17 protein-coding genes are annotated in these 17,032 nt (G+C 71.4%); 8 read left to right on the top strand and 9 right to left on the bottom strand.

What is annotated here, in order from left to right:
• Positions 1 to 146: 146 nt before the first annotated feature.
• Positions 147 to 719, bottom strand: coding sequence for a DNA-3-methyladenine glycosylase I (locus tag AC3WLZ_RS01500; protein ID WP_492468772.1), 573 nt, complete (start codon positions 717 to 719; stop codon positions 147 to 149).
• 84 nt (positions 720 to 803) lie between these two features.
• On the opposite strand from AC3WLZ_RS01500, the gene AC3WLZ_RS01495 reads away from it, so the two are divergent.
• Positions 804 to 1,004 carry a hypothetical protein gene (locus AC3WLZ_RS01495; protein ID WP_492468771.1) on the top strand — a complete coding sequence of 67 codons (201 nt, stop codon included), beginning with the start codon at positions 804 to 806 and terminating at the stop codon, positions 1,002 to 1,004.
• Between the two features lie 48 nt (positions 1,005 to 1,052).
• Here the strand turns inward: AC3WLZ_RS01495 and AC3WLZ_RS01490 are convergent, their stop codons facing one another.
• The 3 genes from AC3WLZ_RS01490 to AC3WLZ_RS01480 all read right to left on the bottom strand — a co-directional run bounded on the left by AC3WLZ_RS01490 (position 1,053) and on the right by AC3WLZ_RS01480 (position 5,798).
• On the bottom strand, positions 1,053 to 3,155 hold the full coding sequence (locus AC3WLZ_RS01490; RefSeq protein ID WP_492468770.1) for an acyl-CoA dehydrogenase family protein: 2,103 nt from the start codon (positions 3,153 to 3,155) through the stop codon (positions 1,053 to 1,055).
• Between the two features lie 153 nt (positions 3,156 to 3,308).
• Entirely contained in the window at positions 3,309 to 5,348 is a 2,040-nt protein-coding gene (recQ, locus tag AC3WLZ_RS01485) for a DNA helicase RecQ (RefSeq protein WP_492468769.1), read from the bottom strand.
• A 66-nt stretch (positions 5,349 to 5,414) separates the two neighbouring features.
• Positions 5,415 to 5,798: a VOC family protein gene (locus AC3WLZ_RS01480; RefSeq protein ID WP_492468768.1), complete on the bottom strand. Its 384-nt coding sequence runs from the start codon at positions 5,796 to 5,798 to the stop codon at positions 5,415 to 5,417.
• Between the two features lie 111 nt (positions 5,799 to 5,909).
• On the opposite strand from AC3WLZ_RS01480, the gene AC3WLZ_RS01475 reads away from it, so the two are divergent.
• The 3 genes from AC3WLZ_RS01475 to AC3WLZ_RS01465 all read left to right on the top strand — a co-directional run bounded on the left by AC3WLZ_RS01475 (position 5,910) and on the right by AC3WLZ_RS01465 (position 7,930).
• A complete protein-coding gene (locus AC3WLZ_RS01475) occupies positions 5,910 to 6,248 on the top strand; it encodes a GNAT family N-acetyltransferase (RefSeq protein WP_492468767.1) in 339 nt (112 codons plus the stop codon).
• Positions 6,245 to 7,267, top strand: coding sequence for a pirin family protein (locus tag AC3WLZ_RS01470; protein ID WP_492468766.1), 1,023 nt, complete (start codon positions 6,245 to 6,247; stop codon positions 7,265 to 7,267). Before AC3WLZ_RS01475 ends, AC3WLZ_RS01470 begins: the two co-directional genes overlap by 4 nt.
• Before the next feature lie 108 nt (positions 7,268 to 7,375).
• Positions 7,376 to 7,930 carry an ECF transporter S component gene (locus AC3WLZ_RS01465; RefSeq protein ID WP_412923325.1) on the top strand — a complete coding sequence of 185 codons (555 nt, stop codon included), beginning with the start codon at positions 7,376 to 7,378 and terminating at the stop codon, positions 7,928 to 7,930.
• Here the strand turns inward: AC3WLZ_RS01465 and AC3WLZ_RS01460 are convergent.
• From AC3WLZ_RS01460 to AC3WLZ_RS01450, 3 genes are read right to left on the bottom strand one after another with little or no spacing between them, the layout of a single operon-like run.
• A complete protein-coding gene (locus AC3WLZ_RS01460; protein WP_492468765.1) occupies positions 7,927 to 8,478 on the bottom strand; it encodes a hypothetical protein in 552 nt (183 codons plus the stop codon). The genes AC3WLZ_RS01465 and AC3WLZ_RS01460 overlap by 4 nt on opposite strands.
• A complete protein-coding gene (locus AC3WLZ_RS01455; RefSeq protein WP_492468764.1) occupies positions 8,475 to 8,822 on the bottom strand; it encodes a hypothetical protein in 348 nt (115 codons plus the stop codon). The genes AC3WLZ_RS01460 and AC3WLZ_RS01455 overlap by 4 nt, the downstream gene beginning before the upstream one ends.
• On the bottom strand, positions 8,819 to 10,600 hold the full coding sequence (locus AC3WLZ_RS01450) for a TIGR03767 family metallophosphoesterase (RefSeq protein ID WP_492468763.1): 1,782 nt from the start codon (positions 10,598 to 10,600) through the stop codon (positions 8,819 to 8,821). Before AC3WLZ_RS01450 ends, AC3WLZ_RS01455 begins: the two co-directional genes overlap by 4 nt.
• A 154-nt stretch (positions 10,601 to 10,754) precedes the next feature.
• On the opposite strand from AC3WLZ_RS01450, the gene AC3WLZ_RS01445 reads away from it, so the two are divergent.
• Both AC3WLZ_RS01445 and AC3WLZ_RS01440 read left to right on the top strand, forming a co-directional pair.
• A complete protein-coding gene (locus tag AC3WLZ_RS01445; RefSeq protein WP_492468762.1) occupies positions 10,755 to 12,503 on the top strand; it encodes an ABC transporter ATP-binding protein in 1,749 nt (582 codons plus the stop codon).
• Positions 12,500 to 13,258, top strand: coding sequence for an energy-coupling factor transporter transmembrane component T (locus tag AC3WLZ_RS01440; protein WP_492468761.1), 759 nt, complete (start codon positions 12,500 to 12,502; stop codon positions 13,256 to 13,258). Before AC3WLZ_RS01445 ends, AC3WLZ_RS01440 begins: the two co-directional genes overlap by 4 nt.
• Positions 13,259 to 13,264: 6 nt before the next feature.
• Here the strand turns inward: AC3WLZ_RS01440 and AC3WLZ_RS01435 are convergent, their stop codons facing one another.
• Positions 13,265 to 14,056 (bottom strand): M15 family metallopeptidase, encoded by a 792-nt coding sequence (locus AC3WLZ_RS01435; RefSeq protein WP_492468760.1) that lies wholly within the window; start codon positions 14,054 to 14,056, stop codon positions 13,265 to 13,267.
• Complete coding sequence (locus AC3WLZ_RS01430; RefSeq protein WP_492468759.1) at positions 14,053 to 14,370, bottom strand: hypothetical protein; 318 nt, start codon at positions 14,368 to 14,370, stop codon at positions 14,053 to 14,055. The genes AC3WLZ_RS01435 and AC3WLZ_RS01430 overlap by 4 nt, the downstream gene beginning before the upstream one ends.
• A gap of 122 nt (positions 14,371 to 14,492) precedes the next feature.
• Here AC3WLZ_RS01430 and AC3WLZ_RS01425 point away from each other — a divergent pair, with 122 nt between their 5' ends.
• The gene (locus AC3WLZ_RS01425) at positions 14,493 to 15,881 is read left to right on the top strand and encodes an AAA family ATPase (RefSeq protein ID WP_492468758.1); all 1,389 of its coding nucleotides are present in this window, start codon (positions 14,493 to 14,495) and stop codon (positions 15,879 to 15,881) included.
• Positions 15,882 to 15,928: 47 nt separating this feature from the next.
• Complete coding sequence (locus AC3WLZ_RS01420) at positions 15,929 to 17,032, top strand: Rv2578c family radical SAM protein (RefSeq protein ID WP_492468757.1); 1,104 nt, start codon at positions 15,929 to 15,931, stop codon at positions 17,030 to 17,032.

Below are 17,032 nucleotides of genomic sequence, written 5' to 3'. Positions count from 1 at the left end.
GGGATGCCGCGATACTGCGGCTGCAATGGGCGAAGGCGCCGGGCGGCGCATCCGTTCGCCGTGAAGGTCAAAGGCCCACGCAAGGGGGCCGGTGCGTTCGACGACGCTGGGAGCGAGAGCTCCACGACCCAGTCTAGCGGGTGACGTCAGGCCGCCGCGCGCCAGCACCCCGCGACGTGGTCGTCGACCATACCCGACGACTGCATGAGGGCGTACATCGTGGTGGGGCCGACGAAGCGGAATCCGCGCCGTCGCAGCTCTTTGCTCATCGCGGTCGACTCGTCGGTGACGGCGGGCACCTCGGCGAAGGAGGACGGCGGTCGATGCGGCGCCGGGGCGAACGACCACAGCAGCGCATCGAGTTCGCCCTCGGCCATGCCCGCGACGATCGCGGCGTTGCCGATCACGGCCTCGATCTTGCCTCGGTGGCGGATGATGCCGGCATCCTGAAGCAACCGCTCCACGTCGTCGGGCCCGAACGCGGCGACGACGGCCGGCTCGAACCCGTGGAACACCTCGCGGAAGCGCGGGCGCTTGCGCAGGATCGTGATCCACGACAGCCCGGCCTGGAACCCCTCGAGGCTCATCTTCTCGAACAGCGGACGATCGCCGCGCAGCTCTGTGCCCCACTCTTCGTCGTGGTACCGCCGGTACTCGGCGTCCGATCCGGCCCAGGCGCAGCGCGCGACGCCGTCCACGTCGATGATGAGGTCGCTCATGCTCCCAGAGTAGGGAAGGGCTCGGACAGGGGCCCGCGTGACCACCGCTCGCCCCGGGGCCGGCTGTGCCGATACCCTCCGGGAATGCACACCGTTCCCCTCGGTCCCCGTCGGACACGCGTTTCGCTCGTCCTCGGCCTGGCCCTCGCGCTCGTCATGATCGTGATCGGCATCGTCACCATCAGCGTGAACGGACCGCTCTGGTTCGCGATCGCCCTGCTCGCGGCGGGCGCGCTCATCGCGGCGCTGGCCCTCGTGCGCCTGGCGCTGCTGCGCCGCAACTGACACGACGAAGGGCGGCGGCCGTCCCGACCACCGCCCTTCTCGGACGCGTTACCTCCCGGGCTTCTTCTCCGGCACCGGGGCGTTGCCCGACGCCCGCAGCGCCGCGTAGTACGACGCCGCCTCGTTCTGCCGGTCGTCCTCGACGCCCGTCGCGATCGAGGCGCGGATGTGCTCGGGGCCGTAGCCGAAGGCATCCACCAGGTCTTGCGCGTGGGGACGCAGCCGCACGCACAGACGGTCGATGTAGCTCGACACCGCCGCCGCCCGCTGCGTCGACAGGCGCCCGTTGATCAGGTACCAGGCCAGGTGCTTCTCGATGAGCTGCAGGCCGAACAGGTCGCGCAGCCACGTCAACACCTGACGCGAGGAGTCGTCGCCGAGGCGATTGATCGCGTCGGTGAACGCCTCCCACTGCAGAAGTTCACCGTGCGCACGCGCGGCTTCGATCAGCTCGGCCTGGTTCTCGTTGAAGAGCGCGGCCGCGTCCTCGCGGGAGAGCTTGGATGCCGGGCGCAAGCGCCCCGCGATGTCGGCGACCATCTGCTGCACGCGACCGGCGAGGAGCTCGTGCTGCTGCTGTGCCCGAAGGCCCTTCTCGACCGAGCGCGCGGTCGAACCGAGGTCCGTCACGGCCTGTCCGAGCTGACGGAGACCGGCGCCGTGGAAGAGCTTCCCGGCGGTCTGTCCGACGGCGAACGCGGCGAGGGCCTTGGCATCCTTGCCCTTGAACTGCTTCGCGTAGTCGGCGAGCAGACGCTTGCCGACGAGCTGCAGCAGCACGTTGTTGTCGCCCTCGAACGTGACGTAGATGTCGAGGTCGGCGCGGAGCCCCACGAGACGGTTCTCGAACAGGAAGCCCTGGCCGCCGCACGCCTCGCGCGACTCCTGCAGGGTGTCGAGCGCGTGCCAGGTCGACAGCGGTTTCAGCGCGGCGGCGAGGGTCTCGAGGTCTTCGCGATCGGCATCCGTGTCGAGGCGGCCACTGAAGACGCCGTCGAACTTCTGCAGGAACTCGTCGTGCGCGAAGATCTGGGCGTACGTGGTCGCCAGGCGTGGCAGCAGGCGGCGCTGGTGCTTGCCGTAGTCGAGCAGCGTGACCTCGGGGGTGCCGCTGCCGGAGTCGAACTGGCGACGCTGGTTACCGTACGTGATCGCGATCGTGAGGCCGATGGCCGACGCCCACGCGGCGGCGCCGTCGAGCGAGACGCGACCCTGCACGAGCGTGCCGAGCATCGTGAAGAAGCGACGGCCGGGGCTGGCGATCTCGCTCGAGTACGTGCCGTCGGCGGCGACGTCACCGTAGCGGTTCAGCAGGTTCTCGCGCGGGACACGGACCTGGTCGAAGTGCAGGCGTCCGTTGTCGATACCGTTCAGGCCGCCCTTGAGGCCGTCGTCCTCGCCGCCGATGCCCGGCAGGAACGTGCCCTCATCGTCGCGCAGCGGCACGTAGAAGCAGTGCACGCCGTGGTTGACGCCGTTGGTGATGAGCTGCGCGAAGACGGTGGCCGCCTTGCCGTGCAAGGCCGCATTGCCGAGGTAGTCCTTCCAGGCGCCGCGGAACGGCGTGTGGATGACGAACTCCTCGGTCTCGGGATCGTAGGTCGCCGTCGTGCCGATCGCGGCGACGTCCGAGCCGTGGCCGGTCTCGGTCATCGCGAACGCGCCGGGGATCTCGAGGCTCATGATGCCCGGCAGCCACTTCTCGTGGTGCTTTTCGGTTCCCAACTGCAGCACGGCCGAGCCGAACAGCCCCCACTGGACGCCCGACTTGATCTGCAGGCTGGGGTCGGCGGCCACGAGCTCTTCGAACCCGGCGATGTTCGCGCCATTGTTCTCTTCGCCGCCGAACCGCTTCGGGAACGCGCGGTGCACGGCCTTGCGGGCGACGAGCTCGTGGAGCTGGCCCAGGGTGCGCTCGCGGTGGGCGTCCATAGCGAGGCTGTCATCGCGCCAGAACAGCGGGTCTTTCAGCATCTCGCGCGCCTCTCGGCGGGTATCGGCCCACGTTCCGAGCAGCAGATCGGTGACCCGCTCGATGTCGATGCGGTTCTCGGCGGCCTCCGCGGCGGAGTGCGCGGCGGTCGGCGCACCCCCGACGGGGGTACGCGTGCTCGTGGCGGGCGTGGTGGGACGGACGGCGGCGTCGGTCATCTCGGCACCTTTCGACGTTGCAAAGGGATGCCTCCACGGTAGGAGTCCCACAACGCTGGATCAAACATTGTGTGCGGTCTACACAAGGCCGGGCGGCGACGTCGCCACGGGTGGTTGTGGGGCGTCAACATCTCTGGGAGACACCCGGACGCGTCAGTTATGGGCGACCACCGTCAGGATGCCGTCGCCATAGGCCTCGCGTTTCTTGGCACCGATGCCGGTGATGCCGTCGAGGTCGCCCATCGAGGCGGGACGCTCGGCCGCGATCGCCCGCAGGGTGGCGTCGCCGAAGACGATGTAGGCCGGGACACCCTGCTCACGCGCCTGCTCGGCGCGCCAGGCGCGTAGCGCCTCGAAGAGGTCACGGTCGCCGGGAGCGACGTCGTCGGCACTGGACTTGCGGGGGCGGGTCGAGCCGCCGCCGGCCGACCGCCCGAGGGCGTCGCGACGGAGAGGCACGGGGGTCTCGCCGCGCAGCACCGCTGCCGAGGCCTCGCTGATCGCCAGCGTGCCGTAGTCGCCCTGGGCGACGATGATGCCGCGCGCGAGGAGCTGACGGATGACACTGCGCCAGTCCTGGTCGGACAAGTCGGCGCCGAGCCCGTACGTGGTCAGCCGGTCATGGCCCTGCTGCGCGATGCGGTCGGTCTTCGCGCCGCGGAGGATGTCGATGAGGTGGCCCGCACCGAACGCCTGCCCGCGCTCGCGCTGAAGACGAACGATCGTGGAGAGGAGCTTCTGCGCCGCGACGAGCCCATCCCAGGTGTCCGGCGGGGTCAGACACGTGTCGCAGTTGCCGCACGGCTCGGACGGCTCGCCGAAGTACGACAGCAGGTTCTGTCGGCGGCATCCGACCGTCTCGCACAGGGCCAGCATGGCGTCGAGGTGCTGACCGAGACGCATCTTGTAGGACCGGTCGCCCGGCGACTGGTCGATCATGCGCCGCTGCTGCACGACGTCGCCGAGTCCGTAGGCCATCCACACGACCGACGGATCGCCGTCGCGACCGGCGCGGCCCGTCTCCTGGTAGTAGCCCTCGACGGACTTGGGCAGGTCGATGTGGGCGACGAATCGCACGTCGGGCTTGTCGATCCCCATGCCGAAAGCGATCGTGGCGACCATGATGACACCGTCGTCGCGGAGGAAGCGCGACTGGTTGGCCGCGCGCACGGACGCGTCGAGCCCCGCGTGGTACGGCAACGCGTCGAGCCCCTGCGCTGCGAGGTACGCCGCGGTCTGCTCGACGCTCTTGCGGCTCAGCGCGTAGACGATGCCCGCCGAGCCCTCGGGCTGCGATCGGATGAAGGACACCAACTGACGGCGTGGATCGACCTTGGCGTCGATCCGGTACTGGATGTTGGGCCGGTCGAAGCTCGCGATGAACGTACGGGCGTCGCGCAGTCGGAGCCGCTCGACGATCTCGCGCGCCGTCTCGGGTGTCGCGGTCGCGGTCAGTGCCATGCGCGGAACACCGGGGAACCGGTCGGCGAGGTCACCGAGCGCCAGGTAATCGGGGCGGAAGTCGTGGCCCCACTGCGACACGCAGTGCGCCTCATCGATCGCGATGACGCTCAAGCGCCCCCGCGCGAGGAGTCCGAGGGTCTGCGCGCCGTTGAGACGCTCGGGCGCCACGTAGAGGAGGTCGAGGTCGCCCGCGAGATACGCCTGCTCGACGGCCTGGCGCTGGGCGGGGGCCTGCGTCGAGTTGAGGTAGGCCGCGCGCACACCGTTGGCGACGAGGGCGTCGACCTGGTCGTGCATGAGGGCGATCAGCGGGCTCACGACGAGCCCGGTACCGGGGCGCACGAGAGCGGGTACCTGGTACGTGACGCTCTTGCCACCGCCGGTCGGCATGAGCACCACGGCATCCCCGCCGTCGACCACCCGCTGCACGATGTCGGCCTGGTCGCCGCGGAACGCGTCGTAGCCGTAGACCTCGTGCAGCACCTCGCGCGGGTCGCGGCCGGTGAAGTCACGGGCGTCGGGCAGTTCGCGCGCCGTGCCGGTCACGACCGCCGCTCGAGCGAACGGCGAGGCCGCGGCATCCGTCGGCGGGGGTGGCGCGTCAGGGTCTTCGGGCGGGGCGAACAGATCGGGGTCCCAGTCGGCCCCCGCGTACGGATCGTCGTACTCGTCGAACGCCTCGGGAGGCGCGTCGGCGTACGGCTCGGGAGCGGCGCCGGGAGAAGTCACCCGACCACGGTAACCCGGGCGGCCGACACCGGCAGCGGAGGGAAGGACCGGTCGTGGAGAGCCGGGTCAGGCTTCGTCCTGGGGAGGAGGGTCGGACGGCAGCTCCCACAGCTCGAGCGGCAGCCCCTCGGGATCGCGAAGGCGGACGAACCGGCCGTAGGCGGTGTCCCACTCCTCGCGTCGTTCGACCGCGACCCCGGCCGCGTCGAGGCGCCGCACGATCGCGTCCAGGTCGGTGACCCGGAGATTCAGCAGGAACGGCTGATCGGCCGCGAAGTCCGCCGATCCGCTCGAGACCGGCGCGAACACGGTCGGGCCGGCGTCCTGCACCCACACGGCATCCGATCCCTCCGCGCCGACCGGGATGCCGAGCAGGTCGCGGTACCAGCCGGCTCGCGCGTCGGGATCGCTACTGCGCAGGAGGAGCCCGCCGATACCCACAACCGTCATGCCCGCACCCTAGCGATCGGCCTCGCCGCCCGCCAGCACCGGCCGACCCGGGATGGCGGAACAGCACGCACCCTGCGAACGTTGAGGTCAGGACCGACGACCGGAGGCGACATGACTGACGAAGTGACCGTGACCCGCAACGACGAGGCGCACCGCTATGAAGTGCACGTGGACGGCGAACTGGGTGGAGTGCTGCAGTTCCGCCCCGCCGGGGAGGGCCGCGTCGTCCTGCCGCACACCGAGATCGACTCGGCGTTCAAGGGCAAGGGCCTGGGCTCGACACTCGCGAGCGAGGCGCTGGCCGATCTCGCCCGGCGCGGCGAGACGATCATCCCGACGTGCCCGTTCGTCGCTCACTACCTGCACGAGCACGACGTGCCGGGCCTGGTGATCGACTGGCCGAACGATCAGGACGCCGCAGACTCTGCCGATCCCGGCGAACCGGCATGACGCGGCTCGACGTCGCCCCCGAGGCCACGGAGGGCCCCGTCGACTGCGACGGTCCGCGTGCGCTCGTCGTCGAAGCGCGTGAGGTGCCGCTCGGCGGCGTGCGGGCCATGGCCGTGCACCGCACGCTTCCCCACCGCGCGCTGCCGATGGTCGGGGCCTGGTGCTTCCTGGACCGTTTCGGCCCACAGGACACCCTCATGCGCGTCGAGCCGCACCCGCACATCGGATTGCAGACGGTGACCTGGCCGATCATCGGTGAGGTGCGCCACCGCGACACGGTGGGCAGCGACGTCGTGGTGCGTCCCGGAGCCCTGAACCTCATGACGAGCGGCGAGGGCATCGCGCACTCCGAGTACTCGGTCGGCGAAAGTCCGATTCCCCTCGACGCGCTGCAGCTCTGGGTCGCCCTGCCCGAGTCCCGCCGTCACGGCGCGCCCGCCTTCGAGCGGCACGAGAACCTCCCCGTGCACGACCTCGGCGACGGGGCGGATGCCGTCGTCGTCATGGGCGAGTTCGCCGGGATCACGTCGCCCGCCACCGTCCACACCCCGATCGTGGGCGCGGAGCTCCGGCTGCCCGCGGGCCGGACCATGCGGGTTCCGCTCCGGCCCGAATGGGAATATGCCCTCTACGGAATGATCGGCTCCGCCGAGGTGGAGACGGGAATGGATGCCACCGACGCCGACGCGGCGCAACGAACGACTCCGCTCGCGGCGACGGGGGCCACGGCATCCGTCGACGCATCACGTCTGCTCTACCTGGGGACGGGTCGGGACCACGTGGACGTCACCGCGCCGGACGACGCCCGGGTGTTCCTCCTCGGCGGCGAGCCGTTCGAGGCCGACATCGTGATGTGGTGGAACTTCGTCGGCCGCTCGCACGAGGAGATCCTCGAGGCGCGTGAGGCATGGGAGGCCCAGGCCTCGCGCTTCGGCGCGGTCGTGGGACACGGCACAGAGCGCATCCCCGCTCCCCCTCTCCCCGCCGTGCGGCTGACACCGCGACGCCGCCGGGCGTAGCGCCGCGGTCGAGTGTCCAGAACACGCCGGATGCCGAGGCGGAGATACGGCGTGTCGTGGACAGTCGGCGAGGCCGCGACGACAGCCGTGCCGCGATACGCTGAGCCCGTGTCGTCGGCATCCCGTCTGTCCACCCGTGTGCTTCTGATCTGCGCCGCGATCGGGGTCGGCACGGGCATTCTCGGGGGCGCGGCCGGATGGCTCACCCTCGTCGTCCTGGCCACCGCACCGTGGGCGTACGGCCTCGTGCTCGGGTCGCACGTCCTCCCCGGGATCATCGCGCAGCAGGTCGTCCGCCGGCCGTGGGTGGCGCTGCTCACCCACCTGCTCGCGGCTCTCGTCGCGAGTGCGATGGCGCCGCAGTGGACGCTGCGCTTCCTCGGGACCGCGGTGCTGTTCGGTGGCATCCAGGAGGGTGTCGCGGCGCTCACCCGATACCGCGTGTGGGCGAGCGCCCGATTCTTCGTCTCCGCCGTGATCATCGGGCTCGTCGTGGCCGCCGCGGTGTGGTTCGCGGCGCACCTCGGCGCCCTCGCTCCGTGGGCGCAGGTCGCCTCGCTCGTCATCGCGGTGCTCGGGCCGGTCGCGTGGACGGCCGCGGGTATCGGGATCGGCTCGGGACTCCGCGGCGCCGGGGTCGCGCGCGGACTGTCGCGGCGTTAGCGGGTACGCCGAGGCCGCACCGCGAGCCGCGCCCACGCCCGCGCGAGCAGCGCGGCGAGCGCGCCTACCACGACCCACGTCACGAACGATCCGAGCCCGCCGGTGACGAACAGCCCGAGGAGCAGCGCGGCGATCGCGACCACGAGGATCGCGAGCAGCGTCAGCACCGCGAGCAGGATCGCCCGGACCGGATGCCAGAGGAACGCGCGCAGACCGCTCCACGCCGTGGCATCCGGAGTACCGGCGGGCGCCGCGAACACGAAGGCGACAAGGAGCGCCGGGAGGAGAGTCGTCGACGACACCACGGCGAGCGCCCCGACGATGACGAGAGCGAGTGCCACGGCGGCGAGCGGACGCAGGATGCGCGCGCCGGGGCCACCCACCAGGACGACGACGCCCGTCGCCGCGGCCACGAGCGTCGCGACGGACGCGGTGAGCAGCGCGACGAAGAGCGGCGCGGCGGCCGGGGTCGCGCCCGGCAGGACGCAGAGCGCCTGGATCACGGCGTTCGCCAGAACCACGGCCGTGACGAGCAGCGCGCGCCTCACGGGGCGACTCCCGCGGCCTGATCGATCACGGCGCTGACGCTGCCGGAGAACACCGTCTCGGATGCGACGGTCACGGTGAAGCTGTCGGGGTCGCCGGCCGACGAGGCCGCGGAGACCGCAGCGCCGTCGGCCGTCGTCCCCTCGCAGGAGATCGCCCCGTCGGCGGCCCGCGTGCAGATCGGCACCTGCTCCAGGGCGATGCCCTTCTGCTGCAGCACGTCGATCGTCGCGAAACGGACCTCCGTGAGGTGGTTGCCGCCGACGGGGGCGATCGCCGCGACCTGCGAACAGCCCGACAACGCCACGACCGCCAGAAGCACCGCCGCCGCGCGGACGCGCCTCACAGCCCCCGCTCCTTCTCGTACGCGAGGATCCTGGCCCGTTCGGTGACGTGCTGCGCCTCGAGCTGCGCGTCGGTGATCACCGACAGGTCGAACGGCGCCGGCAGCAGCAGCTCGGTGTTGCGGTCCAGCGGCGATCCCCGGCGCATGAGCGGTGTCTCCGCCCAGTCGTTGGCGGCGAGCTCGCGGCTGCGGGACGCCAGGTCGGCGACCGAGCCCGACTTCCCCGGCATCGCGGGAGAGGCGTGGTCGAGAACGGTGGTGAACAGCGACAGCGTGCCGTCGCGGTTGTCGACGATCTCGACCACCTGCTGCTGCTGCGGGAAGTCGATGCACGACGCCGTGGTGATCTCCCAGAAGCCGCCCTTCGCGTTCGTGTGGGCGAGGATCTGATTCAGATGAGTGTGGCCGTTGAGCCACCCGACGACGACGGGATATTCCAGCAGCATCGCGACGAACTCCTCGGCGCCGTAGAGCTTCTCGTCCGCGCCGGGGCGAGTGGCGCGGTTCTCGAGCGTGAGGCTGTTGTGGTGGCTGAAGATCAGCGCGAGCACCTGGTCGCGCTGCGCGATCTCGAGCTGCGCGCGCAGCCACTGCATCTGCGACTCGGGCACCGCGCCGTCGGGGCCCGCGACAGCGTTGCAGGTGTCGAGCCCGAACGCGCGGACGCGGGGGCTGAGGTCGGCCTGCCACCAGGTCTCGCCCGACGTGAGGTTGTGCGCGGTGAAGCCGTGCCCGACGGGTCCGGGCGTGGGCTGCGTCCGGAAGTGCTCGGCCATGAAGTCGCGCTGCTCGAACAGGTACCGATCCGGGTTGGCAGCGACCTCCTTGAACCCCGGGCCCCCGGACGCCAGCCCCAGCGCCGCGAGCGCCTGGGCGAGCACGCTCGTCCCCGCGGCCCAGCCTTCGAGGGCCGTGGATGCCGTGGCATCCAGGGTGTATGACTTCCGGGCGCCCACGGCGAGCGCTCGCAGCTGCGGGCTGATGTCGAATGTTCCGAGTAGGAGCGTGTCGTGGTTGCCGTAGACCGCGTACCAGGGGGCGGGGAGTCCCACCGACGTCACCGGCTGCGCGATGGCCTGCGCGAGGAGATCCGGCAGGCGCGGGAATCCGTAGTCGCCGAAGTCGCCGCCGCTCGGATCTCCGGGGCGGTACGCCCACGTCGCCTCGCTCCACGCCTGGACTCCCTGCCACGTCGGGCCGCCCGTGGCCGGGTCGACCGCGAGGCCGTCCATGAGGTCGATGTACCAGCGCAACTCGAGGTGCGAGTGCATGTCGGCGCTGTCGCCCGTGACGATGGCCGCGCTCATCGGCGCTCCCGTGAGCGGGCTGTACCGGGCGTCCGAGAAGGCCTGCACCATCGCGGCCGTCGCGTGCGGGCTGAGCGGATCCTGCGGGTGGAAGGCCGAGCCCCATGCCGAGTGGTTCTGCACGATCATCGGCTCGATGCGTCCCGGCGACTGCGCCTCGATGACGTGCAGGTCGGACAGGTGTCCGAGGTACAGGAGCGAACGACGGGCCGCCGTGCGCGCGGGAGACGGCGAGCGCCGCAGCACGTCGATGCGCGGGACGTACGGTTCGCCCGGTCCGGTCGTCAGCGTGCGGTACTTCCCGGACAGGATCGCGCCCCGACGGATCGTCTGCAGGAGCGTCGAGGGGATGTCCGCCGACGGTGCCGCTGCACGCGCGAGCTGCGGCGCGAGCACGTCGAACCCGAGCCCCGTCGCGGCGGCAGCGGCGGCGGTGGCGTGCAGAAACTGACGGCGGGAGAGACCGGTCACGAGATCGTCCGTTCGGGCGGAGGAATCTCGAATGTACCGTTCGCGCAATTCGGCCGTCCAGAGCGCAGGATCCGGGCTCCCTCGACGTCGAGACGCCGCCCGGCGGTGGTTAGGCCTACCTAAATAGACTGGATGCCTCGCCGACAGGACATCCGTGACCACCCACCCGCACCCGACCGCCGCGACGCCCCGCGCGGACATCGATGCGCTGCTGCGCCTGCGGAACGTCGGCGTCACCCACCTCGAGGCCGACCGCCCGACGCCCGCCGATGTGAGCTTCGACGTCCGGCCGGGCGAGGTGGTGCTCGTGCTCGGCCCGAGCGGGTCGGGGAAGTCGACCCTGGCCATGACCATGAACGGGCTCATCCCCCATGCCGTCCCGGGCGATGTCACCGGCACCGTGATCGTGGGGGGCCGGGACGCCGCGACCTCGCCGGTCTCGGAGCTCGCCCTGACCGTGGCGATGGTGTTCCAAGACCCCGATGCGCAGCTCATCACCGGCACGGTGCTCGACGAAGTGTGCTTCGGTCCCGAGAACCTCCGGCTCCCCGTGGCTGAGGTGCTCTCGCGGGCGGAGGCGGCGCTGCGTCGCGTCGGGCTGTGGGACCGGCGCGACGACTCGCCCGACGTGCTTTCCGGCGGCGGACGGCAGCGTCTCGCGATCGCGTGTGCGCTGGCGATGGCATCCCCGCTCCTCGTGCTCGACGAGCCCACCGCGAGCCTCGATCCGGCCGGGGTCGCAGAGGTCTACTCGGCGCTGCGCGACGTGGTCGCCGCGGGAGACCGCGCGATCGTGTTGATCGAGCACGACCTGGATGCCGCGGTGGACCTGGTCGATCGGGTCGTCGCCCTCGACAGCGAGGGCCGTGTCGTCGCGGACGGCGGCGTCGACGAGGTCCTGCGGGGCCGGGCCGACGAGCTCCACGCGCTCGGCGTGTGGCTGCCGACCGCGACCCTCGCGGCGCTGCGGCTGCGCCGCGCCGGGTACGCGCTCGCGCGGTTGCCCCTCACACCGGACGAGTTGCGCATCGAGCTCAAGGCCGCGGCGCCGCCCGCCCTGGCATCCGTCCCCGGTCCCGTGCAGACGCGACCGATGGGCGAGCCGATCGTGCGCGTGCGCGGCCTGGGGGTGAGGCGCGGCCGCTCGACCGTCCTGCAGGACGTCGACCTCGACGTATCGGTGGGCGAGTTCGTCGCCGTCGTCGGCCCCAACGGTGCGGGGAAGACGACGCTCGTTCAGGCGATCGCCGGCGTGCGGCGGCCACCCCGAGGAACCGTCGCGATCGACGGACGGGACGTGCGACGCCTCCCCGCGCGGGTGCTGTCGCGCCACGTCGGGTTCGTGTTCCAGAATCCGGAGCACCAGTTCGTCACGACGACGGTGTTCGACGAACTCGCCTACGGCCTGCGTCGACTGCGGCTCCCCGAGGCCGAGGTGCGCGCCCGCGTCGAGGAAATGCTCGCCCGATTCGGCCTGCGGGACCGCGCGGACGCGCACCCGTTCCTCCTCTCGGGTGGGCAGAAGCGACGGCTTTCGGTGGGCACGGCGCTCGTGGGCGGGGCAGGGGTTCTCGTGCTGGACGAACCGACATACGGGCAGGATCGCGCCCGCGCCGAAGAGCTGCTCGCGATGCTCAACGACCTCCGCGCGAGCGGGACGACGATCATCGTGGTCACGCACGACCTGCAGCTCGTCGCCGAGCACGCCGACCGGGTCGTGGTGATGGATGCCGGGCGCCTCGTCGCGAACGCTCCCACCCCTGCCGTGTTCGCCGACGTGCCGCTGCTCGAGCGCACCGGCCTGGGCGTTCCGCCCCTGCGCCGGGCGCTCGCCGGACTCCAGCGGCATCCGGAGCTCGCCTCGATCACGCGCCTGCGCGACCTCCCGGGGGGCGAAGGATGACCGCCGTTGCGCTCTCGCCCACCCGGGCGCCGTTCCTCCTGGGGCTGAATCCGCTCGCGAAGATCGCCGCGGCTCTGCCCGCGATCGTCGCGCTCGTCTTCGCGCGCGATCTCGCGACCCCGACGACATTCCTCGGACTGGCGTACCTCGTCCTGCTGATCGGCGCGCGATGGTCGGCGCGGCTCCTCGTGCTGCTCGGCGTCGTCGTGCCGCTCGCGGTGGTCGTCGTCGCCGCGGGCTTCGCACTGTGGGTCGACGCGTCCGGGGGCGGTGCCGAGGTGGTGCGCGCGGGGTCGTGGACTCTCACCGACGACGCTCTCACCACGGGGCTGGCCACGGGACTGCGGCTGGCCGCGATCATGGTGCTCGCCTTCATCGGCGGCCTGACGACCACCGGCCCCGACCTGGTCCGGGCGCTCGTGCAACAGCTGCGGGTGCCGTATCGGATCGGATACGCGGCGCTCGCCGCGATCCGCTTCGTCCCGCGCTTCGGGCGCGAACTCGACATCATCCGACAGGCGCACCGGGTGCGCGGCGTCGGCGGGTTCGCCCCGATGCGGTGGATGCGGACGGTCGTGCCGCTGCTGGCCGGCGGCATCCGTCACGCCGAGCGCGTGGCCCTCGCCATGGACGCGCGGGCGTTCGGCGCCCACCCCGACCGGACCGAACGCCACCTCGTCCCGTGGCATCGCCGCGACAGCGTGTTCGTGCTCGCGTTCTGGGCCGCGTCGGCGACGGTGTTCGTGGTGGTGTGACGCGGGTCAGTACGTCGGCGCCGCCGGGAGACCGAAGAACTCCTCCAGCGTCGTGTAGCCGCCGTCGTGGTAGGCCTTCGCCAGTTCGGGACCGATGTAGCGGAGGTGCCACGCCTCGGGCTCGTATCCGGTCACGTCGGTGCGCCCCTCGACGTACCGCGTGATGAAGCCGTACTCCCACGCGTGGTCGCGGACCCACGCGCCCTGGCTCGATCCGGCGACATCGTCGAGCGTGCCGCATGATCGGTTGCAGGGCACGATGTCGACCGTGAGCCCCGACTGATGCTCGCTGAAGCCGGCCCGTGCGCTCTCACGATCGGCGGTCTCGACCCCGCCGACGGCGACGCGTCCGGCATACGTCGACTGCTGGTTCGCGTACGAGCGGAAGGCGCTGAGATAGCCGATCTCGCCGGCATCCGCGTCCTTCGCCGCCCCGACGAGGGACGACAGGGCATCCGCGGCCTGTCGGCGCAGCCCCGATTCCTTCAGCGCGCGCACGCCGTCGGGCATCACGAGGTCTCCGGGCCAGTAATCCACGGGTTCGTAGGGACGCTTCTTGTTCACTACGACCCACTGCCGGTTCGGGTCCGACAACGAGATGCACGGGGCGATCCCGGATGCCACGGCCGAACGGAACGCCTCCCCGCCACCGACCGCGGCGATCGCGGAACCATCGTCCCCGGATGCCAGGGCCGACGTGACCGCGGGGTTGTCGCAGGGGCTCGCGGGGGCCGGGGCTTCCGCGATCACCGGCACGGGCAATCCCTCGGCGGGCACCGCCGGCGGGCCGGCGATCACTGCCGCAGCTTCGGGTGCGGCGACCGGGGCGGGGCGCTTCCGACCGCCGCGGCGACGGCGATGGTTCCGGCGGCCACGACGGTCGCCGTCAACGCGAGCGCCGCGACGAGACGGCGTACGGAACGTGGCTGCGAGGCCCACCTCACGCGTGCGCCGGGCGCCGCTGAGGCCGCGGCCGCGCGGTGCCGCCGTCGCGACATCGGGGGTTCGGCGATCTCGTCGGGAGTGACCACCGAGACCGCGGCCGTCGCCCGTCGTTCGACCTCGGCGCGCGCGGCGCGTCGAGGCGACAGCTCGGGATCGAAGGACGTCACTGCATCCATTCTCCCCCGGCCACCCGCCTCGGTCGAGGGGACGCACGGACGCGCAGCGAATCCCCGGTTGCCGGGCCGCGCCTGCCCAGGCAGGCTGGGAGGGTTGGGGCGAACGGGGGGCGATGATGATCGACGACGACGACCGGGAGATTCTGCGCACCGTCTACCGCTACCTGGAGCACGTGCACCTGGTGGCCACCGACGACAACGTGCACCGGAGCAGCGAGCTGGCCGACGTCATCTCGGCCCACTTGGGAGTGGATGTCACGACCGTCCCCGTCACGACCGAGCCGGTGTCGCTGCACCGGTACGTCGACGCGGACATCGCGCTGGACGAGCTGAGCGCCGCCGGCGACGGGCGGGTGATCGGCGTGACCGGAGGGGACCAGCGGTGGTACCTCTCGGCATCCGATCTGCTGACCTCGACGCACGGTCGCTTCACGCCCGGTCCGATCTCGTACGAGACGCGGGCGATCGGGCCCGGCACCGAGCGCCGCGTCGTCGCGTTCGGCGTGCGGCTGCTGACGTTCGACGGCCGTCCCCTCGCGGTGGTGCAGCGGGCGAGCACGGCGAACGCCATGCCTCCCACCGCGCGGCTGGAACTCTTCGGACCCGACCCGGATGCCACCAGCGCGGCCCTCGCGGAGATCCGACGCCTCATGGTCGAGCGGAGCGTGGTGCGAGGCCAGGTTCTGTCCTTCGCACCGACCGAGTACGGCTCGCAGGCGGGAGCGACGTTCCTTCCCCGCCCTTCGGTCGACGCCGACGAGGTCGTGCTCGCGGACGGCGTGCTCGAGAAGATCGTCGATCACGTGGTCGGCATCGGCGACCAGCGCGACGTCCTGCGCGCCGCGGGACAGCACCTGAAGCGCGGCGTGCTCCTGTACGGCCCGCCCGGCACCGGAAAAACGCTGACGGTGCGCCACCTGCTGTCGCGCACGCCGGGGACGACCGCCGTCGTGCTCACCGGCTCCAGCGTCCGTTTCGTCACCGCCGCCGCCGAGATCGCGCGCACCTTCGCGCCCGCGCTCGTCGTCCTCGAAGACATCGACCTCGTCGCCGCCGACCGCTCGTACTCGCCCCAGCCGGTGCTGTTCGACGTGCTCGACGCCCTCGACGGCTTGGAGGCGGATGCCGACATCGCCTTCGTCATGACGACGAATCACGTGCAGATCCTCGAGGAAGCCCTCGCCGCCCGCCGGGGCCGCGTCGACCTCGGTGTCGAGATCGCCCTGCCGGATGTCGCCGCGCGCCGCCGCCTGTTCCAGCACTACGCCGGCAGCCTGCCCCTCTCCCCGGAGGCCCTGGATGCCGCGGCGGAACGAGCCGAAGGGACGACCGGATCGTTCGCCAAGGAACTCGTGCGCCGCACGGTTCTGCGAGCGGCGCTCCGGGGCGACGATCTCCCCCTCGACGACGACCTGTCGGCCTCGCTCGACGACCTGCTGTCATCCGGCGCGGCGCTGACAAGGCTGCTCCTGGGAGGTCGGGAGTCCATGTCTTCTAACTGACGCCGTCTTCACTTGCCATTTCTTCGAACACATGTTCCCATTGAGGGATGAGATGGCAGGGACAGAAGCTCGGCGTCGATGACACGTCGGCGCTTCCCGGCATGGAGCGTATGGACGGTCTCGTCCGCTCGGTCACCACCCCGGAGTTCGCGGGGGTGACCTTCCACGAGGTTGTCGCGAAGACCGCCCTGAATCGCGTACCCGGCGCTTCGGCGATGCCATTCGACTGGACGGTGAACCCATACAGAGGATGCAGTCATGCGTGCGGTTATTGCTTCGCGCGCAAGACCCACGAGTACCTCGACCTCGACTCGGGAGCCGACTTCGACTCGCAGATCGTCGTGAAGGTGAACGTCGCCGACGTCCTGAGGAGCGAACTGCGGCGCGGGTCGTGGGCACGCGAACCCGTGATGCTCGGGACGAACACCGATCCTTACCAGCGCGCCGAGGGACGCTACCGGCTGATGCCCGACATCATCGGCGCGCTCGCCGAGAACCGCACCCCGTTCTCGATCCTCACGAAGGGCACGCTCCTGCGGCGCGACCTCCCGCTCCTCACCGACGCGGCGAAAGAAGTCCGCGTGACGCTCGCGATGTCGATCGCCGTGTTCGACGACGCCCTGCAGCGTTCGCTCGAGCCGGGGACGCCCACCGCCGAGGCACGCCTCGACACGGTGCGCGCGGCGACGGCGGCGGGGTTCCGCGTGACCGTCTTCCTCATGCCGATCCTCCCCCACCTCACCGACTCGATCGAGGCTCTCGACCATGCCCTCGGGCGCATCCGGGCCGCCGGCGCGGCGCGGGTCGTGTACGGAGCGCTGCACCTCCGGCCCGGAGCGAAAGAGTGGTTCCTGCAGTGGCTCGAGCGCGAGCACCCGGAGCTGATCTCGTCCTACCGCGGGCTCTATCCGGGTGTATCCGTGCCAGCGCCGCAGGCGTACCGTCGCTGGCTCGGCAAACGCGTCCAGCCCCTGCTGCGCCTGCACCGCCTCGACGGCTGGGACGAGGACGACCACCCGCGCGGCCGACCGCAGCCGGGGCTCGCCGACCGTAACGCGACGAAGCCGCGGCTCGGACCGGTGCGCACGACCGGGTCCGCGGCATCCGCTCGCCCCTCCGTCGCACCGGCGAGCGAGCCCACCCTGTTCTGA

This window comes from Microbacterium sp. FW305-3-2-15-F-LB2 (assembly GCF_058787255.1).
This window is presented reverse-complemented; position numbering and strand designations above follow the sequence as displayed.